Raw genomic sequence first — 26,940 nt, 5'->3', positions numbered from 1 at the left:
ACAGGGGGGACGGTCATGAAAGGCACCGCTCTGGTGATCGGCGGCGGCATCGGCGGGCTCGCCGCCGCCATCGGACTGCACCGCACCGGCTGGGAGGTGAGCGTCCTGGAGCGATCCGCCGTCCTGGCCGACGCGGGCGCCGGCATCTCGCTCGCCGCCAACGGCATCCGGGCCCTGGACGCCCTGGGAGTGGGCCCGGCCGTCCGCGGGGCCGCGCGCCCCCAGTACACCGGCGGCACCCGCACCCCCGACGGGCGGTGGCTGTCCCGCATGGACGGCGCCGCCCTGGAACGCGCCCTTGGCACCCCCATGACCGGCATCCCGCGCGCCGACCTGCACCGCCTGCTGCGCGAGGCCCTTCCGGCAGGCAGCCTGCGCACGGGGGTGACGGGCTCACTCGAGGACGCCCGGGCCGACGCCGATGTGGTGGTGGCCGCCGACGGGGTGCACAGTGCCGTCCGCGCCGAGCTCTTCCCGGAGCACCCGGGCGCCGTCTACAGCGGCTCCACGGTCCTGCGCGCCCTCACCGCCGGACCGGTCGCCCTGGACACCGACTTCGAGCTGACCTGGGGGCCGGGCGCGGAGTTCGGGCACATCGCCCTCGCCGACGGCCGGGCGGAATGGCACGCCGTACTGGCCGCCCCCGCCGGCCTGCGCCCTGCGGACCCGCTCGCCGCGCTCGGGCGGCGCTTCGGCCACTGGCACGAGCCGGTCGCCCGCCTGCTGGCGCAGACCCGCCCCGAGGACGTCCTGCACCACGACGTCCACGAGCTGCACACCCCGCTGCCGCGCTTCACCGCCGGCCGGGTGGCCCTCCTCGGGGACGCCGCGCACGCGATGACCCCGAACCTGGGCCAGGGCGCCTGCCAGGCCCTGGAGGACGCAGTCACCCTGGCCGCGGAACTGGCCGCCGCCCCGGACGTGGAGACGGCGCTGGCCCGCTACGACGCCGTGCGCCGACCGCGGGCCCAGGCCGTGGCCCGGGCGGCCCGGCAGGCCGGCCGGCTGGGCCACCGGCTCACCCACCCGGCGGCCGTCGCCCTGCGCAACCGGGCCCTGCGCCTCGCGCCCTCCCGGGCGACGGTCCGCGCGATCCTGCGCCACGCGGACTGGACCCCGCCGCGGCTGTCGGCCCGGGCGGTCTGACCACCGCCCGGACCGGCAGGGCCGCAGCGGGGCGGTCCGACCCTGCGGCCGCTACGGGACCACGCCGCTGCGGGACTACAGGGTGCGCAGCAGGACCGCCGGGGACTCCACGCAGTCGGCCACGTACCGCAGGAAGCCGCCCGCCGCGCCCCCGTCGCAGACCCGGTGGTCGAACGTCAGGGACAGCTGCACGACCTGGCGGACCGCCAGCTCGCCGTTGTGGACCCACGGCTTGGCCGTGATCCGGCCCACGCCGAGCATCGCCGCCTCGGGGTGGTTGATGATCGGCGTGGAGCCGTCGACCCCGAACACCCCGTAGTTGTTCAGGGTGAACGTCCCGCCGGTCAGGTCCGACGGGGCCAGCTTCCCGGTCCGGGCCAGCTCCGTCAGCCGGGCGAACTCCGCGGTCAGCGACTCCGGGTTGCGCGTGTGCGCGTCCCGGACGACCGGCACGACCAGGCCGCGCTCGGTCTGCGCGGCGAAGCCCAGGTGCACGGCCGGCAGCCGCACGATCTCGTTCGCCGCCAGGTCCACCGTGGAGTTCAGCTCGGGGTACCGCGCGAGCGCGGCCGTGCAGATCCGGGCCAGCAGCGCCAGCACCGAGATCTTCGGGCCGCCCGCGGCGTTCATCGCCGCCCGCGCCGCCATCAGCTCGGTCGCATCGGCGTCGACCCAGCACGTGGCGTCCGGGATCTCCCGGCGGCTGCGCGAGAGCTTGTCGGCGACCGCGCCCCGCAGGCCCTTGAGCGGGATCCGCTCGGCGCCGGCCGGGGCGGCGACCGCCGCCACCGCCGCGGGGGCCGCAGCGGGAGCGGCCGCGGGGGCCTCGATCGCTGCCGCGACGTCCGCCCGCAGGATCAGGCCCTCGGGCCCGGAACCGCGCAGGGCGCGCAGGTCGATCCCGTGGTCCCTGGCCAGCTTGCGCACGAGCGGCGAGATGACCGGCACGGGGCCGGTGTGCACCGCAGCGGCGACCGGCGCAGGGGCCGGCGCGGGGGCGGGGGCGGGAGCAGGAGCGGGAGCCGCCGCGGAGGCGGGTCGCACCCGCCTCCGACGCGCCGTGCGCGAGTGGTCCGTCCCGTAGCCGACCAGGACGTTGCCCGAACCGGAGGCCTCCGCCTCCGCCCCGGCCGCACCCTCGACCGCGTCCGCGCCTGCACCCGCACTCACGCCCACCGCCACCGTGATCAGCGGTGCTCCGACGGGGAGTTCCGTGCCCTCCTCCCCGAAGCGGGCGGTGACCACACCGCCGTAGGGGCACGGCACTTCCACCATCGCCTTGGCCGTCTCGACCTCGACCACCGGCTGGTCGACGGCGACGACGTCGCCGACCGCCACCAGCCAGCGGACGATCTCGGCCTCGGTCAGTCCCTCCCCGAGGTCGGGGAGCTTGAACTCCATTACCTGCGGCATCAGTTCTCCCACTGCAGGCGGGCCACGGTGTCAAGGATCCGGTCCACACCGGGCAGGTGGTGCTTCTCCAGCATCGGCGGCGGGTACGGGATGTCGAAGCCCGTCACGCGCAGCACCGGCGCCTCCAGGTGGTGGAAGCACTTCTCCTGGATGCGGGCGACGAGCTCGGCGCCCGGTCCGCCGAAGCCGTTCGCCTCGTGGACCACCACCGCGCGCCCGGTGCGGCGTACGGAGGCCATGACGGTCTCCTCGTCGAGCGGCACCAGCGAGCGCAGGTCGACGACCTCCAGGTCCCAGCCCTCCTCGCGGGCCGCCTCGGCCGCCTCCAGGCACACCGGCAGCGAGGGCCCGTAGGTGATCAGCGTCGCGCTCGTGCCCGTACGCCGCACCACGGCCTTGCCGATGCCCGGCACCTCGGCCGGCGCCTCCGGGTTCCACTCGGCCTTCGACCAGTACAGCCGCTTCGGCTCCAGGAAGATCACCGGGTCGTCGCTCGCGATCGACGCGCGCAGCAGCCCGTACGCGTCCTCGACGGTCGCCGGGGTCACCACGTGCAGGCCGGGCGTGGCGATGTAGTACGCCTCGGAGGAGTCGCTGTGGTGCTCCACGCCGCCGATCCCGCCGCCGTACGGCACGCGGATGGTGATCGGCAGGGGCATCGCGCCGCGCGTGCGGTTGCGCATCTTCGCCACGTGCGAGATGAGCTGCTCGAACGCCGGGTAGGCGAACGCGTCGAACTGCATCTCCACGACCGGCCGCAGCCCGTACATGGCCATGCCGACCGCGGTGCCGAGGATGCCGGCCTCCGCGAGCGGGGTGTCCGTGCAGCGGTCCTCGCCGAACTCCTTCGCGAGGCCGTCCGTGATGCGGAAGACGCCGCCGAGGGTGCCGACGTCCTCGCCCATGACGTGGACGGTCGGGTCCTCGGCCATCGCGTCGCGCATGGCCCGGTTCAGGGCCTGCGCCATCGTCGCGGGCTTCACCGCCACCGTCGTCACGACTGCTCCTCCGCCTCGAGCTCGGCACGCAGCATGTCCGCCTGCTCGCGCAGCCGGCCGGTCTGCTCCGCGTAGACGTGCTCGAACAGGTCCATCGGGTTCAGGACGGGGTCGGCGTTCATCCGCTCGCGCAGGGCCGCGGCCATCCGCTCTGCCGCCTCCTTGGCCGCCTCGATGCCCTGCTCGTCGAGGATCCCGCGCGCGGTCAGCTCGCGCTCCAGCAGCTCCACGGGGTCGTGCGCCTTCCATGACTCGACCTCGGCGTCCCCGCGGTAGCGGGTCGCGTCGTCGGCGTTCGTGTGGGCCTCTATGCGGTACGTGACCGCCTCGACCAGGGTGGGTCCGCCACCGGACCGGGCCCGGTGGACCGCCTCCGACAGCACCTCGTGCACGGCGGCGATGTCGTTGCCGTCGACGAGGCGGCCGGGCATCCCGTACCCGACGGCCTTGTGGGCCAGGGTGGGGGCGGCGGTCTGCTTGGACAGCGGGACGGAGATGGCGAAGCCGTTGTTCTGGACGAGGAAGACCACCGGGGCCTGCCAGACGGCCGCGAAGTTCAGCGCCTCGTGGAAGTCGCCCTCGCTGGTGCCGCCGTCGCCGACCATGGCCAGGGCCACCACGTCGTCCCTGCGCAGCCGGGCCGCGTGCGCCAGGCCCACCGCGTGCGGCAGCTGGGTCGCGAGCGGGGTGCTCAGCGGGGCGATGCGGTGCTCGCGGGGGTCGTAGCCGGTGTGCCAGTCACCGCGCAGCAGCGTCAGCGCCTGGACGGGGTCCAGGCCGCGCGCCACGGCCGCCAGGGTGTCGCGGTAGCTCGGGAAGAGCCAGTCCTGCTCCTCGAGCACCAGGGCGGCCGCGATCTCGCAGGCCTCCTGGCCGACCGTGGAGGGGTAGACGGCGAGCCGGCCCTGCCGGGTGAGGGCGGTGGCCTGCGCGTTGTAGCGGCGGCCGCGCACCAGCTCGGCGTGGCAGCGGCGCATCAGCTCGGGGTCGAGCTTCTCGGCGGCCGGCGTGCCCAGTACCCGGTACGGCTCGGGGTCCGGGAGCAGCGGGGCGGCCTCGGTACGGGGCCTCCAGGCGGGCGGCGGGGTGGATCGGTGGGACGCACCGGCGCCGGGCAGCTCTTGGACCGTCATGGCGGCGTACACCTCCTCTTGGGAAGCGGGCAGACGGCAGCCCCGGTTGTGAGGCGCCTCACCAACCGATTGTTCGGTCGATGGCGCAATTTGGCTACAGGCGACTCCAGGCTGTGGACAAAGTGGCGCCGGGGCCCTGGGATGGGTGCAGGACGTCCAGGAGAGGGAGGCAGTGGGCAATGCCGGATGAACAAATGGCCGCAGCGGGTTCCGCACCGGTCCCATCGGGCGGTGCACCCTCCGCCCCACAGGCCCCGCCCCGTCCCCTGGACCCCATCGACCGTTCGATCATGCGGCTGCTCCAGGCGGACGGCCGGGCGTCGATACGGTCGGTGGCCGAGCAGGTCCACGTCTCGCGGGCCAACGCATACGCACGGATCAACCGGCTGATCGACGACGGCGTGATCCGCGGCTTCACGGCCCGGGTCAACCACGAACGCGCAGGCCAGGGCGCCTCCGCCTACATCACCCTGAAGATCGTCCAGAACTCCTGGCGCACGGTCCGCGAGAAGCTCCGCGAGCTGCCCGGCGCCGCCCACATCGCCCTGGTCAGCGGTGATTTCGACGTCCTGCTGCTGGTCCACACACCCGACAACCGCACCCTGCGCGAGCTGGTGCTGACCCGGCTCCAGTCCATTCCCGAGGTGCTCTCCACGCGCACCCTGCTGGTCTTCGAGGAGACCGACCTCCTCGACCCCGGTCCGCCGGGCGGCGGACCGGCGATCGCGGCCGAGGAGTAGCCGGCGGCGCACGCACGGAGAAACGACACAGCGCCCCGGGGGCCGGCCTGGAAGGGCCGTCCCCGGGGCGCTGTGCGAGGCGCCTACGGGCCGATCACCGGTGGGTCACTTGGTCTCGTAGTAGCCGAAGATGTCGACGATCAGGTCGGTGGTGTTCCAGCTCTGGTTCCAGAAGTCCACGACGCCGTTGACGCCGCCGGAGCTCGCCTGCACCAGGTTCGGCACGGTCTTGCCGGCCGTCCAGTTCAGCGTGGACGCGGTGGGACGCGTCTGCTCCACCTCGGTGTGGTTGTGGTACTGGTCCGGGGTGTTGGTGTCCGGGGCGACCGAGAGGAAGCCGGCGTCCTTGGTGTTGGTCACCGTGGTGTTCAGGACGTAGCCCGCGATGCCCTCCTCCCCGTGGGAGATCGGCATCCAGATGTAGCCGCGGGCGTACATCGGCCCGTAGCCCCAGGAGCGGGTGTCGAGCATGCGGTGCGGGTCGACCGCCATGAAGGAGCCCGAGCTGGCGGGGCTGTAGTAGCCGACGACGTCGACGATGACGTCGGTGCCGGCCCAGGCGCCGTTGCGGACGTTGATCCGGCCGTCGGGGCCGACCGGGACGATCACCGAGTTGGCGATGGTCTGACCGGCGACGAAGTTCACGTTGGACGTGGTGGGCGCCGACTGGCCGCTCGGGAAGACGGTCAGGTGGCCGGCCTCCTTCGGGTTGGTGACGGTCACGTTCAGCGCCACGGCGGTGATGCCGGCCGGAACGCCGTACTGGCCGCTGATCTGGGTGCCGAAGGTGGCCTGACCGGCGACCTGGCCCTTGGCGGTGCCCAGGCCCGTGCGGGTGTCGACGAAGCGGGCCGGCGTCATCGGGGTGTAGCCGCTGGACGCCTGCTGGGTGAAGTAGCCCGTGATGTCGGCGATCAGGTCGACCGACTCCCAGCCGCCGTTGTACAGCTCGACGGTGCCGTCCTTGCCGACCGGCACGATCACCATGTTCGGCACGCTCTGGTTGGCCTCGTAATTGAGGTTCGAGGTGGTCGGGCGGGTGCCGCCGCCGGGGAAGGCGGTGACGTGCCCGGCGGAGCCGGTGTTGGTGACGGTGACGTTCAGCGCCACGGCCGTGACGCCCTTCGGGATGCCGCCGTTTCCGGCGATCTGCACCTTGGTGCTGTTGTACGCCTTCACCATGGCGCGCGGGGCGCCGATGCCGTTGCGGGTGTCCAGCAGACGGGTCGGGGCGTACGGGGTGAAGTCCGAGCCGACCGTCGAGAGCGGGAGCTCGTTGACGACCTCGGCGTTGTTCGCCGCGTCCGTCACGGTGACCTTGACGTTGTACTCGCCGAGCTCGGCGTAGCGGTGCGCGAGCTTGACCTCGGCGCCCGGGGTGCCGTCGGCGGTGTCGACGGTGCCGTCGCCCCAGTCGTAGCTGACCTTCAGGGTGGCGCCCGGGACGCTCATGAGCGTGGACTGCAGCTCGACGCCGTGCGCGGAGGTGGCCCACGCGTTGAGGACCACGGCCAGGTCCGGGTTGCCGGCGGTGGCCACCTGCGGCGCGGCCTGGAGGCCCTTGGCCGACGTCTTGGCGGACGGGGTCTTGCGGACCGACTTCTCGGCCCCGCTGTGGAACGTCTTGGTGGCCGTCGGCTTCGGCAGCGAGTCCGCCGGCGCGCCCGCCACGGGCGCTCCCTTGGCCACGGGTGCTGCCGGACCGGCGGCCTGGGCCATGCCCGGCGCCAGGACCGCGCCGAGGCTGGCCGCCACGGCTACGGCAGCGGAAAGTACGAGTCGGCGATTGCGCACCGGCCCCCCCATTTTGTTTTTTGAACGCGCTCAGGTTTGAGTCGCGCACAGCGTACATCGCCGGGAGGACACTTGATCGCACAGTTTTTCGGCCGTTCTGCGCGCGGACCCGCGGACAGCCGTTCCGCGGGTCGGCCGAGGCGGTTCCGCGGGTCGGCCGAAGGCTAGCCGCGGACCGTCCGCAGCCCGTCGAAGGCCATGTGCACCACGGCGTCGGCGAGCTCGTCGGGCGTGGTGCCCGGGTGCGGGCGGTACCACTCGACCAGCGAGTTCACCATGCCGAACAGCAGGCGGGTGGCCAGCCGGATGTCCACGTCCGCCCGCAGGTCCCCGTCCGCCGCGGCGGCCTTGAGCAGCTCGGCCACCTGGTGGTCGAACTCGCGCCGGCGCTCCAGGGCCCAGCGCTCGGTGCTCGTGTTGCCCCGCACCCGCAGCAGCAGCGTCACGTACGGGAGCTCGGCGACCAGCACCTCGACCGTGCGGCGCGTGACGTACTCCACGCGCTCGACCGCCCGGCCGCGCAGGGCGCCGGGCTCCTCCAGCACGGCGAAGAGCCCGTCCAGCGCGCGGCTGACGGCCCGGTTGAGGAGCTCCTCCTTGCCCGCCACGTGGTGGTAGATCGAGGACTTCGAGATGCCCGCGGCCTTGGAGAGGTGCTCCATGGAGGTGCCGTCGTAGCCGCGCTCGTTGAAGACCTGGACCGCGACCGTCAGGAGCGACTCCGGGGTGTAGGTGTCCCGCCTGGCGGTCGTCACGCGCCCTCCTCCGCGGCGTCCGTCTCCCCGTCCTCCGCGTAGCCGAGCTTGAACAGGGCGAGCGAGGGCGCGTAGCGGCCGCCGGGGCAGCGCTCGTCGAGGTGGTGCAGCAGGTCGTACGCCCAGTCGCGGCCGAGCCGCTCGTGCCACTCGCCCGGCCCGAGGGGGTAGTTGACGCCGAGCCGCATCGCGGTGTCGATGTCCTCGGCGCTGGCCACGCCCCGGGCCACCGCGTCCGCGGTCAGGTCGATCAGCATGGCGACCGTACGGGCGACGATCATGCCGGGCACGTCGCCGATCACGGAGACCTGCTTGCCGAGCTTCTGGAAGAGGCCCACGGCCTCGGCGAGGGTGCGCTCGCTGGTGTCCTCGCCGGCGGACAGGGCGATGCGGGTGGCGCCGCGGTAGTCGAGCGCCAGGTCGAAGTAGACGACGTCCGCGAACTCGACCGACGTCTTGCCGTCCGCGAGGACCAGCTGGCCCTCGCCGGGCAGCTGGATGTACGGGCCGCCGTGCTCGGTGGCGGTGACCGCGATCCCGGCCTCCTCCATCAGGGCGGCGAGCTCCGCGGCCGGGCCGAGGTCGCCGACGACGGTGACCTCCTCCGGTGCCTTCTCGGGGCCCGCGGTGTGCGGGAGCGGGGCCGCGGCCTCCGGGCCGTACGGGAACCAGCCGTGCCCCGACTTGCGGCCGAGGCGGCCCGACTGGACCAGGCGGCGCTGCGCGAGCGAAGGGGTGAACTTGGGGCTCCGGAAGAAGGACTCCCACACGGAGCGGGTGACGGCCTCGTTGACGTCCTGCCCGATCAGGTCGGTCAGGGCGAACGGGCCCATCTTGAAGCCGCCGCACTCGCGCAGCACGGCGTCGATGGTGGCCGGGTCGGCTCCCTGCTCCTCGTACACCGCGAAGGCCTCGGCGTAGAAGGGGCGGGCGATCCGGTTGACGATGAAGCCGGGGGTGTCGGCGCAGCGGACCGGGGTCTTCCCCCAGCCCAGGACGGTGGCGTACGCGCGCTCGGCGGCGGCCGGGTCGGTCGCGAAACCGCTGACCACCTCGACGAGCGGGAGCAGCGGGGCCGGGTTGAAGAAGTGCAGGCCGAGGAAGCGGCCGGGGTGGGCGAGGCCGCCCGCGAGCTCCGTGACGGAGAGGGAGGACGTGTTCGTCGCCAGCAGGGCGTCCCGGTCCACCACCTCTTCGAGTGCGGCGAAGAGCGTCCGCTTGACGGTGACGTCCTCGACGACCGCCTCGATGACGAGCGCCGCGTCGGCGAGGTCGGCGAGGGCCGTGGCCGCACCGATCCGGCCGATCGCCTGCTCCGCCTCGGTGCGGTCGAGGCGGCCCTTGGCGGCCATGCGCTCGACGCGGTCCTGGACGATGCCGACGCCGTCGGCGGCGAGGGCGGCGTTGATGTCGTAGATCAGCACCTGGTGACCTGCGAGAAGGGCCACCTGGGCGATGCCCTGGCCCATGGTGCCGGCGCCGACGACCGCCACAGTGCGGGACCGCTCGATTGCTGTCATGTCCTGATCCTCCCGCACCGGGTTATCCACAGGCCTGCCGGGCCCTCTTGTCCCGACCGATCGTTCGGTTACTCTAACTCCAGTCTGCTCTTCTTCACCCGCCCTTGCCTGATCTCAGTCTGCGACCCAGCTGATCTTGCCCGGCTCAACGAGGAGTTGGTCCCTGATGGCCGCCGAGTCCACCCTCCCCCAGCTGACTGCCCTGACCGCCAAGCACCGGCCCACCCTGGACCAGGCGCTGGAGGCCATCCGCAGCCGCGCCTACTGGTCCCCGCACCCCGAGCACCCGAAGGCGTACGGCGAGACCGCCCCCGCCGACGGACTCGCCGCCTTCGAGGCCGTCCGCGGCACCCGGCTCGACCTCGGTCAGCCCGGCACCGACGGCTGGGCCGGCGGCGAGGTGTCCCCGTTCGGCCCCGAGCTCGGTGTGGAGTACCCGCACGTCGACCCCGACGTGCTGCTGCCCGCCATGCGCACCGGCATGGGCGCCTGGCGCGACGCCGGCCCCGAGGCCCGCGCCGTCGTCTGCATCGAGATCCTGGCCCGCATCGGCGCCCGCACGCACGAGTTCGCGCACGCGGTCATGCACACCAGCGGCCAGGCGTTCATGATGGCCTTCCAGGCGGGCGGCCCCCACGCGCAGGACCGCGGCCTGGAGGCGGTGGCCTACGCGTACGAGGAGCAGACCCGCGTCCCGGGCCGCGCCGACTGGTCGAAGCCGCAGGGCAAGAAGGACCCGCTGAACCTGGACAAGCGCTTCGTCGCCGCCCCGCGCGGCATCGCGCTGGTGATCGGCTGCAACACCTTCCCCACGTGGAACGGCTACCCGGGCCTTTTCGCCTCCCTCGCCACCGGCAACGCCGTGCTGGTCAAGCCGCACCCGCGCGCCGTGCTCCCGCTGGCGCTCACGGTGCAGGTGGCCCGCGAGGTCCTGGCGGAGGCCGGCTTCGACCCGAACCTGGTCGCGCTGGCGGTCGAGCGGCCGGGCGAGGGCATCGCCAAGACCCTCGCCGTCCGCCCCGAGATCAAGCTGATCGACTACACCGGCTCGACGGAGTTCGGCGACTGGCTGGAGACCAACGCCCGCCAGGCGCAGGTCTACACCGAGAAGGCCGGCGTCAACACGATCGTCGTGGACTCCACCGACAACTACAAGGGCATGCTGGGGAACCTGGCCTTCTCCCTGTCCCTGTACAGCGGCCAGATGTGCACCACCCCGCAGAACCTGCTGATCCCCCGCGACGGCATCGAGACCGACGCCGGCCACAAGTCCTACGACGAGGTCGTCGCCGACCTCGCCGCCTCCGTCGGCGGCCTGCTGGGCGACGACGCCCGGGCCAACGCGCTGCTGGGCGCCCTGGTCAACCCGGACGTCAAGGCCCGCCTGGAGGCGGCTGCCGGGCTCGGCGAGGTCGCGCTGGCCTCCCGCGAGGTGGTGAACCCCGAGTTCCCGGACGCGGTGGTCCGCACCCCGGTCATGGTGAAGCTGGACGCCGCCAAGCCGGACGACTCCGCCCCGTACCTCTCGGAGTGCTTCGGCCCGGTCTCCTTCGCGGTGGCGGTGGACTCCACGGCCGACGCGCTGGAGCTGCTGCGGCGCACCGTGCGCGAGAAGGGCGCCATGACGATCGGCGCGTACACCACCTCGGAGGAGACGGAGCGGGCGATCGAGGAGGTCTGCCTGGAGGAGTCGGCGCAGCTGTCGCTGAACCTGACCGGCGGGGTCTTCGTGAACCAGACCGCGGCCTTCTCCGACTTCCACGGCTCGGGCGGCAACCCGGCGGCCAACGCGGCCCTGTGCGACGGCGCGTTCGTCTCGAACCGCTTCCGCATGGTCGAGGTCCGCCGCCAGGCCTAACCGCCGGGGGCGGGAGCCGGAGCCGGCCCGCCCCAATGGAACAAGGCCATGGCCACACTGGTGGCCAGGTTGTAGCTGGACACCTGAGGCCGCATCGGCAGGCACACCAGGTGGTCGGCGCGGGCGCGCAGCTCGGGCGAGATCCCGTGCCGCTCGGAGCCGAAGACCAGCAGCGCGTCGTCCGGGAGGGTGAGGGCACGGATGTCCTCGCCCTCCGGGTCGAGCGCATAGAGGGGCCCCTCGGGCAGGGTCTCGAGGGTCACCCGGTCCACGGTGGTGGCGAAGTGCAGCCCGGCCCCGGCCCGCACGACGTTCGGATGCCAGGGATCGAGGCTCCCCCGGGTGACGACCCCCGTGGCCCCGAACCCGGCGGCAAGCCGCACCACGGCCCCCACGTTCCCCAGGTTCTTGGGGTCGTCCAGCACCACGACGGGCGCACTCCGCGGCCGCTGCTGCAGCCGGGCCCGCCCTTGGTCCGCGTCCGGCCGCACGGCCAGCGCCGCAACCCCGGTGGGATGCACCCGCCCGACCAGCTCCCGCAGCGCTCCCGGCTGCACGAGCCGCCGAACCTCGCCCTCCACGTCCGGCGCCAGCTGCGCCGCGAGCGCGCACACGGCCGCCGGGTCCTCGGCCACGACCACCCGCACATCGGCCCCGAACCGCAGGGCGTGCTTGAGGGCATGAAACCCGTCGAGCAACACAAGCCCCTCGTCAGCGGCAGCCCGCCACTCCCACACCTCACCCATACCCAGACCCTACGGCCCCACCTGCCGACCGCTGCGCGGAGCCGTTCCCCACCCCGCCCCTTCCCGAACCGCCTCAATCGCCGGCGCGGCTCAAAGACCGGGGCTCCGCCCCGGACCCCGCGCCTCAAACGCCGGCGAGGCTGGAGGTGCCGGCGGCGCCGGATTGCCGCCGGGGGCTGGAATCGCCGCGCAGCGGCAAATTTCAGCCCGCGCGGCGTTTGAGCGCACCGGGCGCGAAGCGCCCGGGTCTTTCAGCCCCGCCGGCGCTTGAGGCGAGCGGGGTCCGGGGCCGCAGGACCCGGTTTTCGGGAAGGGGCGGGGTGGGGAACGGCTCCGCGCAGCGGCAGCCCAGCGGCAGCCCGAGCGGGCGGCTAACGGGCCTCGGCGGCGGGGCTCGGGGCCGGGTCCGGAGCCGGGGCCGGGGCCGCGGGGAGCAGCGGCTCCGCGGTGACCGGGGCCCGGGTCAGGGCGGCAGCCCAGCGGCTGCGGGCGCGGGAGACCACCCCGCCGAGCCCCACCAGGAAACCCGTCGGCAGGAACACCGCGTCAGCGGCGATCATCGCCGCGGAAAAGAACGGCAGCCCCAGCAGCACCGCAATCCCCGCATGCTCCAGGATCATCACCCCCAGCAGCACGTTCTTGATCCGCCGGTGGAACACCGTGAACGGGAACGCGACCTGCACCACCACGGTCCCGTACGACAGCAGCATCACCACCGTCCCGCTCCCGGCCAGCACCCCCGAGACCTCGGGCCAGGGGCTGAAGGAGTCCAGCCCGAGCGGGTAGTACAGCGCGGTCCCGTCCTGCCACCGCGACCCCTGGATCTTGTACCAGCCGGCCGTCGCATAGATCAGGCACACCTCCGCCATGATCACCAGCATCCCGGCGTTGTGCACCAGGTTGGCGAGGACGTCCAGCAGGGCCCGCCCCTCCCCGTGCGGTTCGTACCGCTCGACCATCCACCAGAGCGCACCGGCCACCCACAGCGCCGCGAAGGCGGCCAGCCACCCGTAGCCGAACTGCGCGGTGACCGCCCCGTACGCGAACACCGCCCCCAGCACGGCCCACAGCACCGGCCCGGCGGCCCCCTGCGCGGCGGATCCGCGCAGCCGCGCCCGCCGCGCGTCCAGCGACCACACCTGCGCGCACCGGGTCAGCACCAGGTACATGGCCATCAGGTGGACGACGTTGTCCCCGCCGTCGCCCACGAACACGCTGCGGTTCTGCAGCGACAGCACGCCGACCATGAACACCACGGACATCGCCCGGGTCCGCCAGCCCAGCACCATCAGCGCGCTCGACAGCACGGCGACCGCGTACACGAGCTCGAACCACACCTGCGAGTCCGTCCACAGCAGCAGCGTGAAGGCGTGGTTGGAGTCGATCAGCCGGCGCGCCAGCGCCCAGCTCCAGGGGCCGTCGGGCCCGTACAGCTCGTGCCGGTTGGGGTACTCCCGCAGCAGGAAGAACAGCCAGGTGGCGGAGAAGCCGATGCGGACCACCGCGCTCTGGTACGGGCCCAGCGCCCGCCCGGTGGCGTGCCCGAGCGCCCCGCGCGCGGCGGCCCGCGCCCGTCTCACACCGTCCACCACGGCAGCTCCCGGTAGTAGGTCTGCGTGTCGGTCTTCTCGTCGCTCCACCGGGGCGCCGCCACGGCCCGCGTGGCCGAGCGCACCTGGATCCGTACGACCGTGCCGTCGCCGCCGTCACGGGCCGCGAGGCGGCCCAGCGCGATCCGCTTCAGGTACTGCTCCGACAGTGCCCCGCGCTCGCCGTTCGACCGGTTGTCGTCGTCGTGGGAGCCGGTGTAGAAGTCCCAGGCCCGCCGCAGCTCGTTCTGCCGGGTGTGGCTGGGCAGCAGGCTGTGCCGGATGGCGGCGCCGTCCTCGGCGGACAGGTCGCGCCAGGGCCCGGTGGCGAGCTCGCCAGCGCGGGTGCGGACCTCCGTGCGGACCTCGACGGCGATGTTCTGCTGGAGCGGGTTGGGGGCGAAGAGCTTCCAGTTCTGCTCGAACTCGGGGTAGATCCAGTCGTCGATCGCCTCGGCATGGCGTTTGCTGACCGTGTTGGTCGGGGCGACGTGCAGGAAGACCACCGCCAGGTGCCCGCAGACGGCCAGGGCCGTGACGGCGACGGCGAGCGCCGCGACGACCCGGTACGGGACGGGCAGCCCGGCGATCCCGGGCTCGCGGGACGGCCGCGCGGCGGCGGGTCCGGCCGGCGGAGCAGCCCTTTCCGCGGCCCGGCGCTCGTTCGCTTCCATCGCCCCCCGATCCTCCGGCGTCCACAGGGTTCGTCCACAGGGTTGACCACAGAGGTTGACACCCTACGGGCCGCCGTCTCACCATTGAAGAGCATGAACCGAACGATCGGTCGGTCGGTCGGCACAAGAGACGGTCAACAGACTCTGGCAGGGGGCCGGGATGGTGGCAGTGACCCCGGAATCGGGGCAGGACACGGCCCTCGGGGCAGACCTCGGGGCACAGCTGGCGGCAGCGTTCGACGCGGCCGTGGCGGCCGATGAGCGCGTCGAGCCGCGCGACTGGATGCCCGAGGAGTACCGCGCCTCGCTCGTACGCCAGATGGCCCAGCACGCCCACTCGGAAATCATCGGCATGCAGCCCGAGGCCAACTGGATCACCCGCGCGCCCTCGCTGCGCCGCAAGGCGATCCTCATGGCCAAGGTGCAGGACGAGGCCGGCCACGGCCTGTACCTGTACAGCGCGGCCGAGACCCTCGGCACCAGCCGGGACGAGCTGCTCGACAAGCTCCACGCGGGCAAGCAGAAGTACTCGTCGATCTTCAACTACCCCACGCTGACCTGGGCCGACGTCGGCGCGATCGGCTGGCTCGTGGACGGCGCCGCGATCACCAACCAGGTGCCGCTGTGCCGCTGCTCCTACGGGCCGTACGCCCGCGCCATGGTCCGGATCTGCAAGGAGGAGTCCTTCCACCAGCGCCAGGGGTACGAGCTGCTCCTCGCCCTCTCCCAGGGCACGCCGGAGCAGCACGCGATGGCGCAGGACGCGGTGAACCGCTGGTGGTGGCCCTCGCTGATGATGTTCGGCCCGCCGGACGACGAGTCGGCGCACTCCGCGCAGTCGATGGCCTGGCGGATCAAGCGGCACTCCAACGACGAGCTGCGCCAGCGCTTCGTGGACATCGCCGTCCCGCAGGCCGAGGCGCTCGGCCTGACCCTGCCCGACCCGGACCTGAAGTGGAACGAGGAGCGCGGGCACCACGACTTCGGCGCGATCGACTGGGCCGAGTTCTGGGACGTGCTCAAGGGCAACGGCCCGTGCAACGAACAGCGGATCGGCCAGCGCCGCAGGGCCCACGAGGAAGGCGCGTGGGTCCGCGAGGCGGCCGCGGCCTATGCACACAAGCACGCGGCGGCACCGGCCGCGGCGACGAACGAGGAGGCACGGGTATGACGCAGAACTGGCCGCTGTGGGAGGTGTTCGTGCGCTCGCGGCGCGGCCTCTCGCACACGCACGCGGGCAGCCTGCACGCGCCCGACGCGGAGATGGCCCTGCGCAACGCCCGCGACCTGTACACCCGGCGCAGCGAGGGCGTCTCCATCTGGGTGGTGCCCTCCGCCGAGATCACCGCCTCCTCGCCGGACGAGCGGGACCCGTTCTTCGCCCCGTCCGCCGACAAGCCGTACCGGCACCCGACCTTCTACGAGATCCCCGAGGGGGTGAACCACCTGTGACCGGCACCGACGCTGTGAACACCGCCGCCGTCACCGGCGTGACCGCCTCGGCGGCCCTCGCGCTGGGGGACGACGCGCTGGTCCTCTCCCACCGCCTCGGCGAGTGGGCGGGGCACGCGCCCGTCCTGGAGGAGGAGGTCGCCCTCGCCAACATCGCCCTCGACCTGCTCGGCCAGGCCCGCGTCCTGCTGTCCATGGTGGGCGACGAGGACGAGCTGGCCTTCCTGCGCGAGGAGCGGTCCTTCCGCAACCTCCAGCTGGTGGAGCAGTCCAACGGGGACTTCGCCCACACCATCGCCCGCCAGCTCTACTTCTCGCTCTACCAGAACGAGCTGCACGCGGAACTGGCCTCCGGCGACGGCCCGTTCGCCGCGCTCGCCGCCAAGGCGGTCAAGGAGACCGCCTACCACCGCGACCACGCCGAGCAGTGGACCCTGCGCCTCGGTGACGGCACCGAGGAGAGCACCCGGCGCATGCGGGCCGCCCTCGACGCGCTGTGGAAGTACACCGGGGAGATGTTCCAGCCGGTCGAGGGCCTCGACGGCGTCGACTGGACCGCGCTGGAGGCCCGCTGGCTGGCCGCGCTGGGCGGCGTACTGGAGCGGGCCGGGCTGGCCCTCCCCGAGGGGCCGCGCACCGGCGCCTGGGCGGCCGGGGCCGGCCGCCAGGGCCTGCACACCGAGCCGTTCGGCAGGATGCTCGCCGAGATGCAGCACCTGCACCGCAGCCACCCGGGGGCGTCGTGGTGACGCACCCGGCCCCTGCCGCCGGCCCCGAGGCCCGTACCGGGAGCGCCCCGGAGACGGGCGGCGCCGAGGGCATGAGCCGCCTGGAGGCGGAGCTGGCCGCGCTGGCGGGCGCCGTCCCCGACCCCGAACTGCCCGTGCTCACGCTGGCCGAGCTCGGCGTGGTGCGCGGGGTGCGGATGCACGAGGACGGCCACGCCGAGGTCACCCTCACCCCCACGTACACCGGATGCCCGGCCATCGAGGCCATGTCCGCCGACATCGAGCGGGCGCTGACCGGCCACGGCATACCGGAGGTCCGGGTGCGCACCGTGCTCTCGCCCGCCTGGTCCACCGACGACATCAGCGCCGAAGGCCGGCGCAAGCTCGCCGAGTTCGGCATCGCCCCGCCGCGGCCGCATGCGGCCGGCGGGCCGGTCCCCCTCACCCTGTCGGTCCGCTGCCCGCACTGCGGGTCGACCGAAACCGAACTGCTCAGCCGGTTCTCCTCCACCGCATGCAAGGCGCTGCGCCGCTGCACCGCCTGCCGTGAACCGTTCGACCACTTCAAGGAGCTGTAGATGGCCGCGTCCACGCCGTCGCCCATGCCGGGCCCGGGCCGCCCCGCGCGCCACGGCGCCTTCCACCGGCTGACGGTGGCGGCGGTCGACCGGCTCACCGACGACTCCGTGGCGCTGACCCTGGCGGTCCCCGAGGAACTGCGGGCCGAGTACCTGCACGCCGCGGGCCAGCACCTCACCCTGCGCCGAACGATTCCCGGCGGCACCGAGGTCCGCCGTACGTACTCGATCTGCTCGCCCGCCCCGGACCCGGCGGGTCCCGGCCCGCAGCGGCTGCAGGTCGGTGTGCGCCTGGTGGAGGGCGGGGAGTTCTCCACGTTCGCCCACAAGGAGGTCGCCGCCGGGGACGTGCTGGACGTGATGGTCCCGGCCGGGCGGTTCGTCCTGGAGCCGGCCGCGGCCCCCGCCGCCGGGCACTACGCGGCGATCGTCGGCGGCAGCGGCATCACCCCGGTGCTGTCGATCGCGGCGACGCTGCTCGCGGCCCGTCCCGATGCCCGGTTCTGCCTGGTGCGCAGCGACCGCACCGCCGCGTCGACGATGTTCCTGGAGGAGGTCGCCGACCTCAAGGACCGCTATCCGGACCGGTTCCAGCTCGTCACGGTCCTGTCCCGGGAGGAGCAGGAGGCGGGGCTGCCGTCCGGGCGGCTGGACCAGGAGCGGCTGACGGGCCTGCTGCCCGCGCTGCTGCCCGTCGCCGAGGTGACCGGCTGGTTCCTGTGCGGCCCTTACGGCCTGGTGGTGGAGGCGGAGAAGGCGCTGGGCGCGCTCGGCGTCGTACGGACCCGCATCCACGAGGAGGTCTTCCACGTCGAGGACGCCTCGGCGCCGGCCCCCGCCGCCGCCTCGGCTGCGCCCGCCCACGGCAAGGTCACCGCGCGGCTCGACGGCCGCTCGGGCACCTGGCCGATCCAGGACGGGGAATCCCTGCTGGACACGGTGCTGCGCAACCGCGCCGACGCCCCGTACGCCTGCAAGGGCGGGGTGTGCGGCACCTGCCGGGCGTTCCTGGTGACGGGCGAGGTCCGGATGGACCGGAACTTCGCACTGGAGGCCGAGGAGACCGAGGCCGGATTCGTCCTGGCCTGCCAGTCGCACGCGGTGACCGAGGAAGTCGAGATCGACTTCGACCGCTGAGCCGCACACCGCGCGGTCACGCGCGCTTCGTCCCGGGCCCGTCCGCTGCACGGGCCCGGGAACTGCGGCCCGGGGCCTGTCCAATTTCCCGAAGCTGCTCTATCTTGACGCTCCGTCAGATCCAGTGGATCCGATGCAGGACCGAAGCGGGTTGCCGGTGCGTGCGGGAGGACAGGCAGTGGACTTCACCTTCACCGAGGAGCAGCAGGCCGCCGTCGAGGCGGCACGAGCCGTCTTCTCCGGCGTCGCCCCCGACGGCGTGCCGAGTCCCGCCCTGACCCCGGGCGCCGTCGCCGACGACTTCGACCGGCCGCTGTGGGCCCGGCTCGCCGCGTCCGACCTGCTGAGCCTGGTGCTGTCCGAGGAGTACGGCGGCGCCGGCCTCGACGCGATCGCCCTGTGCCTGGTGCTGCGCGAGGCCGCGAAGGTGCTGGCCCGGGTGCCGCTGCTGGAGCACTGCGCCACCGCCCTGGCCGTCCAGGCCCACGGCAGCCCCGAGCTGGCCGCGGCCCTGCTCCCCGGCGCCGGAGCCGGAGACCTCGTCCTCACCGCCGCCGCGCACGGGCGCAGCGGCCACGATCCCGCCGAACTCGCCGTCACCGCCCGCCGAAGCCCCGACGGGCCGTGGGTGCTCGACGGGGTCCAGACCGCCGTTCCCTGGGCGCACGGCGCGGACTGGATCGCCGTACCGGCCCACACCGCGGAGGGCGGGGCCGTCCTCGCGCTCGTCCCGCGCGGCGCCGAAGGCCTCACCCTGGCAGACCAGTTCTCCACCAGCGGTGAGCGGTTCGCCGAACTCCGCCTGGACGGCGTCCGGGTACCCGCGGCCCACCTCATGGACAGCCCGCGGGCCTGGGAGCGGCTGAGCCGGCTCCTCACCACCGGAACCTGCGCCCTCGCACTGGGCCTCGGCACGGCCGTGCTCGCCATGACCAGCCAGTACACGGGCAAGCGGGAGCAGTTCGGCTTCCCGGTGGCCACCTTCCAGGCCGTCGCCGTCCAAGCCGCCGACCGGTACATCGACCTGCGCGCCATGGAGGCCACCCTCTGGCAGGCCGCCTGGCGGATCGACGCGGCGACCGGCGGGGCCGGCGGTCCACTGCCCGCCGCGGGCGACATCGCGGTCGCCAAGATCTGGGCCTCCGAGGGCGTGCGCCGGGTCGTGCAGACGGCGCAGCACCTGCACGGCGGCTTCGGCGCCGACACGGACTACCCGCTGCACCGCTACCACGCATGGGCCAAGCAGCTGGAGCTCCAGCTCGGCCCGGCCGCCGCCCACGAGGAGGCGCTGGGCGACCTGCTGGCCGCCCACGCCCTCGCCTGAGGAAGAGCCCCTACAAGCCCTCCAGAGCCCCTGCCAGGGCCCTGATCGGGCCCTGACGCACCCCGAGGGCCTACAGCACGAAGGCCGGGCTCCCGTTGTCGGTCACCATCGGGCGCCCGGCGCCGTCCCAGGCCTGCATCCCGCCGTCGACGTTCACCGCGTCGATGCCCTGGCGCACCAGGTACTGGGTCACCTGGGCGGAGCGCCCGCCGACGCGGCACATCACGTGCACCCGGCGGCCGTCCTCGACCGCCTCGGTCAGCTCGCCGAAGCGGGCCACGAAGTCGCTCATCGGGATGTGCAGCGCGCCTTCGACATGGCCGGCGGCCCACTCGTCGTCCTCACGGACGTCCAGGACAAAGCCTTCGGAGGGCACCGCGGCGGCGTCCACCGAGGGAAGCGGTCCGAAGTTCATACGTGGCCTTCTCTCGTCACAGGTCGGACTTCCAACTTAGCCGAGCCGGCCGCCGGCCCGGCCCGGCTCACCCGGCGGACAGGTCCGCCAGCTGCGCTTCCTTCTCGGAGACCTGGGCCAGCAGCTGCTCCGCGATCTCCTCCAGCAGGCGGTCCGGGTCCTCCGGGGCCATCCGCAGCATCGCCCCGATCGCACTGTCCTCCAGCTCACGGGCCACCGCGGTCAGCAGCTCCTTGCGCTGGGCCAGCCACTCCAGGCGGGCGTACAGCTCCTCGCTCTCGGTGAGCCGCCGCACCTCCTCCGGTACGGGGCCGGCCGCCCACTCCTCGGCCAGCGCGCGCAGCAGCTGCTCCTCGCCCCGCCCGTAGGCCGCGTTCACCCGTGCGATGAAGGCGTCGCGGCGCGTCCGCTCGGCCTCGTCCGGGGCCAGATCCGGGTGGGCCAGCCGGACCAGCTCGCGGTAGAGCCGGCGCACCTCGTCGGTGGGCCGCACCCGCTGCGGCGGCTGGACCGGCTGGTCGGTGAGCATGGCGCCCGCGTCGTCGGAGATCCCGTCCGAGCCCATCCAGTCGTGGAACAGCTCGTCCACGCCCGGCATCGGCATCACCAGCGCGCGGGCCTCGCGGGCCAGGCGCAGGTCCTCGGCGTCGCCGGTGCGCGCCGCCTTCGCCTCGGCGATCAGCGCGTCCAGCTCGTCGAGCCGCGCGTACATCGGGCCGAGCTTCTGGTGGTGCAGGCGGGAGAAGTTCTCCACCTCGACCCGGAAGGTCTCCACCGCGATCTCGAACTCGATCAGCGCCTGCTCGGCGGCCCGTACGGCCCGCTCCAGGCGGGCCTCGGGACGCTCCTCGGAGGCGCCGGTGTCGCCGGGGTCGCCGGCCGCGGTCTCGTCAGTCTGCTGCTCGCTCACCCGGCCACCCTAAGGCTGCTCGTCCCGGGTCGATGTTTCACGTGGAACATCGACCCGGGACCGTGACCTGACCTGCCCGCCGCGATCGGCGGCTCCGCTCAGACGCCGGCCTCGGCCGCGATCCGCCCGGACCGCACCGCGGCCACCAGGTCGGCGTGGTCGGCCTCGCTGCGGTCGGCGTAGGCCACGGCGAACGTGGCGATCGCCTCGTCCAGCTCGTCGCTCTTGCCGCAGTAGCCGGCCAGCAGCCTCGGGTCCGCGCTGTGCGCGTGCGCCCGGGCCAGCAGGGCGCCGGTCATCCGGCCGTAGTCGTCGATCTGGTCCGGGGCCAGCGCCGCCGGATCCACGCTGCCCTTGCGGTTGCGGAACTGCCGGACCTGGTACGGGCGCCCCTCCACGGTGGTCCAGCCCAGCAGGATGTCGGAGACCACCTGCATCCGCTGCTGCCCGGACACCACCCGGCGGCCCTCGTGCTCCTCGGGCGCGGGGTCGAAGCCCACCGAGGGCAGGTGCGGCAGCAGCACCGACGGCCGCGCCTCCTTCACCTGCAGCACGAGCGGCTCACCGCGGTGGTCCAGCAGCAGCACCACGTACGAGCGGGTGCCGACGCTCCCGGTGCCCACGACCCGGAAGGCCACGTCGTGGATCGCGTACCGGGCCAGCAGCGGGAGCCGGTCGCCCTGCAGCGTCTTCAGGTACGGGCCGAGCGAGGCCGCCACGGCCGCCGCCTCCGCGTCCCCGACCCGCCGCAGCACGGGCAGGGCGTCCACGAAGCGCCGCCCACCCTCCTTGTCCGGCTCGGTCGACTTGGCGGCGAACCGCGCCGAGGTGTTGTTGCGGGCCTTCTCCGAGACCCGCTCCAGGGTGCCCATCAGGTCGTGGGCGTCGGCGTGCGAGACGAGCTCCTCGTCCGCGATGGCGTTCCAGGCGTCCAGCGCCGGCAGCTTGGCCAGCAGCCGCAGGGTCCGCCGGTACGCGCCGACGGAGTCGAGCGCGGCCGCCCGGCAGGTGTCCTCGTCGGCTCCGGCCACCCGGCCGGCCAGGACCAGCGAGGCCGCCAGCCGCTTGAGGTCCCACTCCCAGGGCCCGAAGACGGTCTCGTCGAAGTCGTTGAGGTCGATCACCAGCCCGCCGCGGGCGTCGCCGTAGAGGCCGAAGTTCGCCGCGTGGGCGTCACCGCAGATCTGCGCGCCGACCCCGGTGACGGGCCCGGTGGACAGGTCGTGCGCCATCAGCCCGGCCGAGCCGCGCAGGAACGCGAAGGGGTTGGCCGCCATCCGCCCCACCCGTATCGGCGTCAGCGCCGCGACCCGGCCCGCATTGGACTCCTCCACCGCGCGCACCGCGTCCGGGCGCCCGGCGGGCAGCTCGAAACGGGCGTGCGCCGAGCGCGGCACCCGCGTGCGCAGGGCCTTGCCCGCCGCCTTCGGCGAGCCCGCCACGTCCCGCGGGGCGAAGCCCGCGACGGCCGGTATCCGCCCGCCGTCCTGCTCCGCACCGGTCTCCACCACGTGCTGTTCGGTCATCGCCATGCGTGCCGCCCCCCGCTCCGGCCGCCCGTACGGCCCGTACGGCCCGGCGGCCAACATCAACAATTCGGGCCCGACCGTATCTACAGCCCGGCGTCCCTGGCCAGCAGGGCCGCCTGGACGCGGTTCTCACAGCCCAGCTTCGCGAGGATCCGGCTGACGTACGTCTTCACCGTCGCCTCGCTCATGTGCAGCCGCCGGCCCGCGTCCGCGTTCGACAGCCCCTCGCCCAGCAGCGCCAGCACCCCGCGCTCCCGCTCGCTCAGCCCGGCGATGCGCCGCCGGGCCTCCTCGCCGCGCGCCACGGCCCGCCCCGAGGCCAGCTGGTCCACCACGTGCCGGGTCGCGCCGGGCGAGAGGTAGGCGTCCCCGGCCGCCGCCGCCCGGACCGCGCCGATCAGCTCGCCCGGCGCCGAGTCCTTCAGCAGGAATCCCGCGCTGCCCTCGCCGAGCGCCCGCAGCACGTTCTCCTTCTCCCCGAACGTGGTCAGCACCAGCGCCCGCACCTCGGGTGCGGCCCGCCGCAGCTCGCCGAGCGCGCTCAGCCCGTCCATCACCGGCATCTGGATGTCCAGCAGCACGACGTCCGGAGTGTGCGCGCGGGCCTGCTCCACCGCCTCGCGGCCGTTCCCCGCCTCGGCCACCACCTCCACGTCCGGCGCCGAGGTGAGGATCATCCGGATCCCGGCGCGGATCAGCGGCTCGTCGTCAGCGATCACCACTCGGATCACCTTGGCTGTCACGCGCGCTCCTACTGCTCGACCTCGTACGCCTGCTTCTCGACGAGCCTGCCGTCCTTGAAGCAGAACCGGAAAACCGTATCGGTGGTCATCCTGGAGTCGTCCGCCGACAGCAGCGCCGTGCAGCTCGCACCCGCCGGCCGCTCGGGCCCGCGCCGGTCCAGGCCCTCGGTCAGGAAGCTCTCCCCGTCCGGCAGCTGCTCCCGCACGGCCTGCTCCGTATCGCCGACCCGGATCCGGTCGTACTCCTCCCGGCTGATCATCGCCTTGCCCACCGAGCCCACCAGCATGGCCGCGCCCGCCCCGACGACGATCACCAGCACCACGAGCGCGGCGAACGCTATCCCGCAGCCCAGCGCGACGCCGCCGACCCGGCTGCGCCCGCGCACGAGCAGCTCCCGGTCCACGGCCGCCCAGTCCATCGGCGGTGCACCGGCCGCCGCCGCCAGGGCCTGCGCCTGCCCGAAGTCGTCGGCGACGTCCCCGACACCGGCCGGCTCCGCCCCGTACGGCAGCACCCCGGCCACCCGGAACCCGCCGCCCTCGGCGGGCCCCGCGTGCACCATGCCGCCGACGAGCCGGGCCCGCTCGCGCAGCCCGGTCAGGCCCTGCCCGCCGGAGACGACCTCCCCGGCGCCCGCCCCGGCCGCCGGCCCGTTGGCGATCTCCACGACCAGCGAATCGTCCTCGTACCGCAGCTCGACCGCGATGGCCGCCCCCGGAGCGTGCTTGTAGGCGTTGGTCAGCGCCTCCTGCACGATCCGGTACGCCGCGTGGTCGCACGCCGCGGCCAGCGGCCTCGGCCGCCCCGCCGTCGTCAGCCGTACGTCGGTCCCGGCGCTCCGCGCGGCCTCCACGATCCCCGTGATACCCGCCACACCGCGGGCCGCGGGCTGCGCCTCCTCCACCGGGACGGGCGCCTCCACCCCGTCGCGCAGGATCCCGACGACCTCGCGCAGCTCGTGCATCGCCGACACCGAGGCCTGCCGCAGCACCCCGACGGCCTCCCTCTGGCGGTCGGTGAGCTCCGGGTCGACCTCCAGAGCGCCGGTGTGCACGGAGATCAGCGCCAGCTGGTGGCCCAGGCTGTCGTGCATGTCCTGGGCGATGCGCTGCCGCTCCCGCAGCCGCGCCTGCCCGGCGACCATCGCCCGCTCCCGCATCAGCTGCCCGTTGCGCTCCTGCAGCGCCCGCAGCAGCGTCCGGCGCTGCGACCAGTACCGGCTGGCCAGACCCGGCATCACCGTCGTGACCAGGAACATCAGCGTCGAGAAGACGATCACCGGCACGGGCCGCATCTGCGACCACTGCTCGACCACGCTCAGCCCGACCTGCGCCAGGAACGCCGCGGTGAACGCGGCCAGCGCCCGGCCCACGCCGACGATCCGGCGCCCCGCCGACCAGCCCAGCACGATCGTGATCAGCAGGGCCCCGGGCAGGAACGGCGTCACCGCCCCGGCCGCGACCAGGGTCGCCACCGGCAGCCGGCGCCGCAGCAGCACCAGGACCACCACGGCCGCACCACTGGCCACCATCCGCGCCGTGCCGCCGTGATCGAGTTCCTCCACGCCCAGCCCGAGCAGCACCACCACTGCGGCGAGTGCCAGGTCCCCCGCCGACATCCGCGGGGTCCAGGGCTCGGGGCCCTTCAGCCAGTCCCAGCCCGCCCGCGCCTTCGCCGTCACATCCACGTGACGACCGTAGACACCGGGACACCGCCGCGGCAGCCCTCTTTCGTCGCGCTCCGCCCGACGAAAGTCGCCCGTCCGAAAACCACCGCCGGCCGGTGTCCGCGGCGGCAACTCCCGCCGCCCGCACGCCGCATGATCGTCGGTGGCGCCAGTTGGGCGAGCGGCCAAGGAAGTTGTCGTGTGACGGCACACACCCCATGACGGAGGTCACGGCGCACAACGAAAGAACCCCCGGTCCGGATTTCTCCGAACCAGGGGTTCTGTCAGTGGGCGAGGGGGGATTTGAACCCCCACGTCCCGAAGGACACTGGCACCTGAAGCCAGCGCGTCTGCCGTTCCGCCACTCGCCCGAGCAGCGTCCCAGTGGTTCTTCCCTTTCGGGCCGTTCCCCTGGCGACGTCGAAACACTAGCACGTCATCGGGGGTGGAATCACATCGCTTTCCCCGGACCCCCGGAGGCGGCTCCCGAGCGCCCCTCCCGCACAGCACTCCCGGTGCGGGACACTGTCTCTTGCGCACCCCTACGATCCCTTGTGAGGACCAACACTTGTCCGCACAGGACACAGGGGGAACCACCTGAATCCGCCACGCGTGGATACGATCAGTAAGCAGTACAGGGGCGACAACGACGGAGGAGGTGCCCCATGGGAGTTCTGAAGCGGTTCGAGCAGCGACTCGAAGGTCTGGTGAACGGCACCTTCGCCAAGGTCTTCAAGTCCGAGGTCCAGCCCGTCGAGATCGCCGGAGCCCTCCAGCGGGAGTGCGACAACAACGCCACGATCTGGAACCGTGAGCGGACCGTCGTCCCCAACGACTTCATCGTGGAGCTCAGCGCGGGCGACTACGAGCGCCTGAGCCCCTACTCCGGGCAGCTCGGCGACGAGCTCGCCGGCCTGGTGCGCGACTACGCCAAGCAGCAGCGCTACAGCTTCATGGGACCGATCAAGGTCCACCTGGAGAAGGCCGAGGACCTCGACACCGGCCTCTACCGGGTCCGCAGCCGCACCCTCGCCGCCAGCACCTCCCAGCCCCAGCCGCAGCAGCCCCAGCAGGGCGGCTACGGCTACCCCCCGGTCGCCGCGCCGCCCATGCCCGCCGGACCGCCTCCGGGCGCGGCCGCGGGCCGGCCGGGCGCGGGCGGCCCGGGCCCCGCACCCGCAGGCGGCGCCCCGCGGCGCCACTGGATCGAGATCAACGGCACCCGCCACCAGATTTCCCGCCCCACGCTCGTACTCGGCCGAAGCACCGAAGCCGACGTGCGGATCGACGACCCCGGCGTCTCGCGCCGGCACTGTGAGATCCGGACCGGAACGCCCTCGACGATCCAGGATCTCGGGTCCACCAACGGCATCGTGGTGGACGGGCAGCACACCACCCGCGCTACGCTCCGCGACGGCTCGCGGATCGTCGTGGGCAGCACCACCATCATTTACCGGCAAGCCGAAGGGTGAAGCGGGGGCAATGTCAGAGCTGACCCTGACGGTCATGCGGTTGGGTTTCCTGGCCGTTCTGTGGCTGTTCGTCATCGTGGCCGTTCAGGTCATCCGCAGCGACCTGTTCGGCACGCGCGTCACACAGCGCGGCTCGTCGCGCCGCGGCAGCGGCGCGGGAGCCCCGCAGCAGGGCGGCCGCCAGGCCGCCGCGCCCCCGCAGCAGCGCCAGCGTCGCGGAGCGCCCACCAAGCTCGTCGTCTCCGAAGGCACCCTCACGGGCACCACGGTGGCCCTCGCCGGCCAGACGATCACCCTGGGCCGCGCCCACGACTCCACGATCGTGCTGGACGACGACTACGCCTCCAGCCGCCATGCCAGGATCTACCCCGACCGTGACGGCCAGTGGATCGTCGAGGATCTCGGGTCCACGAACGGCACGTACCTCGACCGGACCCGGCTGACCACCCCGACGCCCATCCCGCCGGGCGCCCCGATCCGCATCGGCAAGACCGTCATCGAGCTGCGGAAGTAGTACGAGAATGAGCGAGCGGAGCGAGCGAGCCGCGGCAGTCCGTCCCTCCCAGGACACGGACCCGAGCGCGCTCCCGACCGGAGGGTGGGCAGTGTGGCTCGAGAC

The 26,940-nt window shown here is 73.4% G+C and carries 25 protein-coding genes and 1 tRNA gene; 11 read left to right on the top strand and 15 right to left on the bottom strand.

Going from position 1 to position 26,940, the window contains the following annotated elements; translation table 11 throughout:
- Window positions 1-15 precede the first annotated feature (15 nt).
- Window positions 16-1,146, top strand: coding sequence for an FAD-dependent monooxygenase (locus ABZ924_RS04640; RefSeq protein ID WP_361903996.1), 1,131 nt, complete (start codon window positions 16-18; stop codon window positions 1,144-1,146).
- Between the two features lie 75 nt (window positions 1,147-1,221).
- Here the strand turns inward: ABZ924_RS04640 and ABZ924_RS04635 are convergent, their stop codons facing one another.
- The 3 genes from ABZ924_RS04635 to pdhA are packed head-to-tail and all read right to left on the bottom strand — an operon-like array spanning window position 1,222 to window position 4,690.
- Complete coding sequence (locus tag ABZ924_RS04635) at window positions 1,222-2,559, bottom strand: dihydrolipoamide acetyltransferase family protein (protein ID WP_361903994.1); 1,338 nt, start codon at window positions 2,557-2,559, stop codon at window positions 1,222-1,224.
- Complete coding sequence (locus tag ABZ924_RS04630) at window positions 2,559-3,557, bottom strand: alpha-ketoacid dehydrogenase subunit beta (protein ID WP_361903991.1); 999 nt, start codon at window positions 3,555-3,557, stop codon at window positions 2,559-2,561. The genes ABZ924_RS04635 and ABZ924_RS04630 overlap by 1 nt, the downstream gene beginning before the upstream one ends.
- Window positions 3,554-4,690, bottom strand: coding sequence for a pyruvate dehydrogenase (acetyl-transferring) E1 component subunit alpha (gene pdhA, locus ABZ924_RS04625; protein ID WP_361903987.1), 1,137 nt, complete (start codon window positions 4,688-4,690; stop codon window positions 3,554-3,556). Before pdhA ends, ABZ924_RS04630 begins: the two co-directional genes overlap by 4 nt.
- Window positions 4,691-4,884: 194 nt before the next feature.
- Here pdhA and ABZ924_RS04620 point away from each other — a divergent pair, with 194 nt between their 5' ends.
- Window positions 4,885-5,430: an Lrp/AsnC family transcriptional regulator gene (locus tag ABZ924_RS04620; RefSeq protein ID WP_361904074.1), complete on the top strand. Its 546-nt coding sequence runs from the start codon at window positions 4,885-4,887 to the stop codon at window positions 5,428-5,430.
- A 105-nt stretch (window positions 5,431-5,535) separates the two neighbouring features.
- On the opposite strand, the gene ABZ924_RS04615 is transcribed toward ABZ924_RS04620, so the two are convergent.
- The 3 genes from ABZ924_RS04615 to ABZ924_RS04605 form a co-directional block, all read right to left on the bottom strand.
- Window positions 5,536-7,185, bottom strand: coding sequence for a PKD domain-containing protein (locus ABZ924_RS04615; RefSeq protein ID WP_361903984.1), 1,650 nt, complete (start codon window positions 7,183-7,185; stop codon window positions 5,536-5,538).
- A 203-nt stretch (window positions 7,186-7,388) separates the two neighbouring features.
- Window positions 7,389-7,979, bottom strand: coding sequence for a TetR/AcrR family transcriptional regulator (locus ABZ924_RS04610; RefSeq protein WP_361903981.1), 591 nt, complete (start codon window positions 7,977-7,979; stop codon window positions 7,389-7,391).
- Window positions 7,976-9,499, bottom strand: coding sequence for a 3-hydroxyacyl-CoA dehydrogenase (locus ABZ924_RS04605; protein WP_361903979.1), 1,524 nt, complete (start codon window positions 9,497-9,499; stop codon window positions 7,976-7,978). The genes ABZ924_RS04610 and ABZ924_RS04605 overlap by 4 nt, the downstream gene beginning before the upstream one ends.
- Window positions 9,500-9,665: 166 nt before the next feature.
- On the opposite strand from ABZ924_RS04605, the gene paaN reads away from it, so the two are divergent.
- A complete protein-coding gene (gene paaN, locus ABZ924_RS04600; protein WP_361903976.1) occupies window positions 9,666-11,357 on the top strand; it encodes a phenylacetic acid degradation protein PaaN in 1,692 nt (563 codons plus the stop codon).
- Here the strand turns inward: paaN and ABZ924_RS04595 are convergent.
- The 3 genes from ABZ924_RS04595 to ABZ924_RS04585 all read right to left on the bottom strand — a co-directional run bounded on the left by ABZ924_RS04595 (window position 11,354) and on the right by ABZ924_RS04585 (window position 14,366).
- On the bottom strand, window positions 11,354-12,103 hold the full coding sequence (locus tag ABZ924_RS04595) for a TrmH family RNA methyltransferase (RefSeq protein WP_361903973.1): 750 nt from the start codon (window positions 12,101-12,103) through the stop codon (window positions 11,354-11,356). The genes paaN and ABZ924_RS04595 overlap by 4 nt on opposite strands.
- Window positions 12,104-12,474: 371 nt before the next feature.
- Entirely contained in the window at window positions 12,475-13,683 is a 1,209-nt protein-coding gene (locus ABZ924_RS04590; protein ID WP_361904071.1) for an HTTM domain-containing protein, read from the bottom strand.
- Window positions 13,680-14,366 (bottom strand): DUF5819 family protein, encoded by a 687-nt coding sequence (locus ABZ924_RS04585; protein WP_361903971.1) that lies wholly within the window; start codon window positions 14,364-14,366, stop codon window positions 13,680-13,682. The genes ABZ924_RS04590 and ABZ924_RS04585 overlap by 4 nt, the downstream gene beginning before the upstream one ends.
- Before the next feature lie 283 nt (window positions 14,367-14,649).
- Between ABZ924_RS04585 and paaA the strand changes: the two genes are divergently transcribed.
- The 6 genes from paaA to ABZ924_RS04555 all read left to right on the top strand — a co-directional run bounded on the left by paaA (window position 14,650) and on the right by ABZ924_RS04555 (window position 19,585).
- Window positions 14,650-15,537: a 1,2-phenylacetyl-CoA epoxidase subunit PaaA gene (gene paaA, locus ABZ924_RS04580; RefSeq protein WP_361904068.1), complete on the top strand. Its 888-nt coding sequence runs from the start codon at window positions 14,650-14,652 to the stop codon at window positions 15,535-15,537.
- Window positions 15,534-15,818, top strand: coding sequence for a 1,2-phenylacetyl-CoA epoxidase subunit PaaB (paaB, locus tag ABZ924_RS04575; protein WP_361903968.1), 285 nt, complete (start codon window positions 15,534-15,536; stop codon window positions 15,816-15,818). Before paaA ends, paaB begins: the two co-directional genes overlap by 4 nt.
- Window positions 15,815-16,567, top strand: coding sequence for a 1,2-phenylacetyl-CoA epoxidase subunit PaaC (gene paaC / locus ABZ924_RS04570; RefSeq protein WP_361903966.1), 753 nt, complete (start codon window positions 15,815-15,817; stop codon window positions 16,565-16,567). The genes paaB and paaC overlap by 4 nt, the downstream gene beginning before the upstream one ends.
- Before the next feature lie 71 nt (window positions 16,568-16,638).
- On the top strand, window positions 16,639-17,124 hold the full coding sequence (paaD, locus tag ABZ924_RS04565) for a 1,2-phenylacetyl-CoA epoxidase subunit PaaD (RefSeq protein ID WP_361904066.1): 486 nt from the start codon (window positions 16,639-16,641) through the stop codon (window positions 17,122-17,124).
- Window positions 17,125-18,261, top strand: a complete 1,137-nt coding sequence (locus ABZ924_RS04560) for a 2Fe-2S iron-sulfur cluster-binding protein (RefSeq protein ID WP_361903963.1) — start codon at window positions 17,125-17,127, stop codon at window positions 18,259-18,261. It begins immediately after the preceding gene.
- A gap of 178 nt (window positions 18,262-18,439) precedes the next feature.
- Window positions 18,440-19,585 (top strand): acyl-CoA dehydrogenase family protein, encoded by a 1,146-nt coding sequence (locus ABZ924_RS04555; RefSeq protein ID WP_361903961.1) that lies wholly within the window; start codon window positions 18,440-18,442, stop codon window positions 19,583-19,585.
- Between the two features lie 70 nt (window positions 19,586-19,655).
- Here ABZ924_RS04555 and ABZ924_RS04550 read toward each other — a convergent pair whose 3' ends face one another.
- From ABZ924_RS04550 to ABZ924_RS04525, 6 genes are all read right to left on the bottom strand, one after another.
- Complete coding sequence (locus ABZ924_RS04550; RefSeq protein WP_361903958.1) at window positions 19,656-20,000, bottom strand: rhodanese-like domain-containing protein; 345 nt, start codon at window positions 19,998-20,000, stop codon at window positions 19,656-19,658.
- A gap of 67 nt (window positions 20,001-20,067) precedes the next feature.
- Window positions 20,068-20,910, bottom strand: coding sequence for a J domain-containing protein (locus tag ABZ924_RS04545; RefSeq protein ID WP_361903956.1), 843 nt, complete (start codon window positions 20,908-20,910; stop codon window positions 20,068-20,070).
- 98 nt (window positions 20,911-21,008) lie between these two features.
- Complete coding sequence (locus ABZ924_RS04540; protein WP_361903953.1) at window positions 21,009-22,442, bottom strand: DUF2252 domain-containing protein; 1,434 nt, start codon at window positions 22,440-22,442, stop codon at window positions 21,009-21,011.
- 80 nt (window positions 22,443-22,522) lie between these two features.
- On the bottom strand, window positions 22,523-23,182 hold the full coding sequence (locus tag ABZ924_RS04535) for a response regulator transcription factor (RefSeq protein ID WP_361903951.1): 660 nt from the start codon (window positions 23,180-23,182) through the stop codon (window positions 22,523-22,525).
- 8 nt (window positions 23,183-23,190) lie between these two features.
- A complete protein-coding gene (locus tag ABZ924_RS04530) occupies window positions 23,191-24,870 on the bottom strand; it encodes a histidine kinase (protein ID WP_361903948.1) in 1,680 nt (559 codons plus the stop codon).
- Window positions 24,871-25,137: 267 nt separating this feature from the next.
- A tRNA-Leu gene (locus tag ABZ924_RS04525) sits at window positions 25,138-25,220 on the bottom strand.
- Between the two features lie 294 nt (window positions 25,221-25,514).
- Between ABZ924_RS04525 and ABZ924_RS04520 the strand changes: the two genes are divergently transcribed.
- A complete protein-coding gene (locus tag ABZ924_RS04520) occupies window positions 25,515-26,321 on the top strand; it encodes a DUF3662 and FHA domain-containing protein (RefSeq protein ID WP_361903945.1) in 807 nt (268 codons plus the stop codon).
- Window positions 26,322-26,331: 10 nt separating this feature from the next.
- Window positions 26,332-26,835: an FHA domain-containing protein gene (locus ABZ924_RS04515; RefSeq protein WP_361903942.1), complete on the top strand. Its 504-nt coding sequence runs from the start codon at window positions 26,332-26,334 to the stop codon at window positions 26,833-26,835.
- Window positions 26,836-26,940 lie beyond the last annotated feature (105 nt).

Origin of the sequence: Streptomyces sp. NPDC046876, from assembly GCF_040645035.1 — a bacterium.
GTDB lineage: Bacteria > Actinomycetota > Actinomycetes > Streptomycetales > Streptomycetaceae > Streptomyces.
The sequence above is the reverse complement of the archived record's forward strand: the minus strand, read 5'-3'. Positions and strand labels throughout refer to the sequence as shown.

Bases quoted from the DNA above. Each gene is read 5' to 3' on its own strand.
- ABZ924_RS04640 (WP_361903996.1), top strand. From the start codon at position 16: ATGAAAGGCACCGCTCTGGTGATCGGCGGCGGCATCGGCGGGCTCGCC.
- ABZ924_RS04595 (WP_361903973.1), bottom strand. From the start codon at position 12,103: ATGGGTGAGGTGTGGGAGTGGCGGGCTGCCGCTGACGAGGGGCTTGTG.
- paaN (WP_361903976.1), top strand. From the start codon at position 9,666: ATGGCCGCCGAGTCCACCCTCCCCCAGCTGACTGCCCTGACCGCCAAG.
- ABZ924_RS04635 (WP_361903994.1), bottom strand. From the start codon at position 2,559: ATGCCGCAGGTAATGGAGTTCAAGCTCCCCGACCTCGGGGAGGGACTG.
- ABZ924_RS04620 (WP_361904074.1), top strand. From the start codon at position 4,885: ATGGCCGCAGCGGGTTCCGCACCGGTCCCATCGGGCGGTGCACCCTCC.
- paaA (WP_361904068.1), top strand. From the start codon at position 14,650: ATGCCCGAGGAGTACCGCGCCTCGCTCGTACGCCAGATGGCCCAGCAC.
- ABZ924_RS04520 (WP_361903945.1), top strand. From the start codon at position 25,515: ATGGGAGTTCTGAAGCGGTTCGAGCAGCGACTCGAAGGTCTGGTGAAC.
- ABZ924_RS04550 (WP_361903958.1), bottom strand. From the start codon at position 20,000: ATGAACTTCGGACCGCTTCCCTCGGTGGACGCCGCCGCGGTGCCCTCC.
- paaD (WP_361904066.1), top strand. From the start codon at position 16,639: ATGAGCCGCCTGGAGGCGGAGCTGGCCGCGCTGGCGGGCGCCGTCCCC.
- paaB (WP_361903968.1), top strand. From the start codon at position 15,534: ATGACGCAGAACTGGCCGCTGTGGGAGGTGTTCGTGCGCTCGCGGCGC.
- ABZ924_RS04515 (WP_361903942.1), top strand. From the start codon at position 26,332: ATGTCAGAGCTGACCCTGACGGTCATGCGGTTGGGTTTCCTGGCCGTT.
- ABZ924_RS04585 (WP_361903971.1), bottom strand. From the start codon at position 14,366: ATGGAAGCGAACGAGCGCCGGGCCGCGGAAAGGGCTGCTCCGCCGGCC.
- ABZ924_RS04560 (WP_361903963.1), top strand. From the start codon at position 17,125: ATGGCCGCGTCCACGCCGTCGCCCATGCCGGGCCCGGGCCGCCCCGCG.
- ABZ924_RS04540 (WP_361903953.1), bottom strand. From the start codon at position 22,442: ATGGCGATGACCGAACAGCACGTGGTGGAGACCGGTGCGGAGCAGGAC.
- ABZ924_RS04605 (WP_361903979.1), bottom strand. From the start codon at position 9,499: ATGACAGCAATCGAGCGGTCCCGCACTGTGGCGGTCGTCGGCGCCGGC.
- pdhA (WP_361903987.1), bottom strand. From the start codon at position 4,690: ATGACGGTCCAAGAGCTGCCCGGCGCCGGTGCGTCCCACCGATCCACC.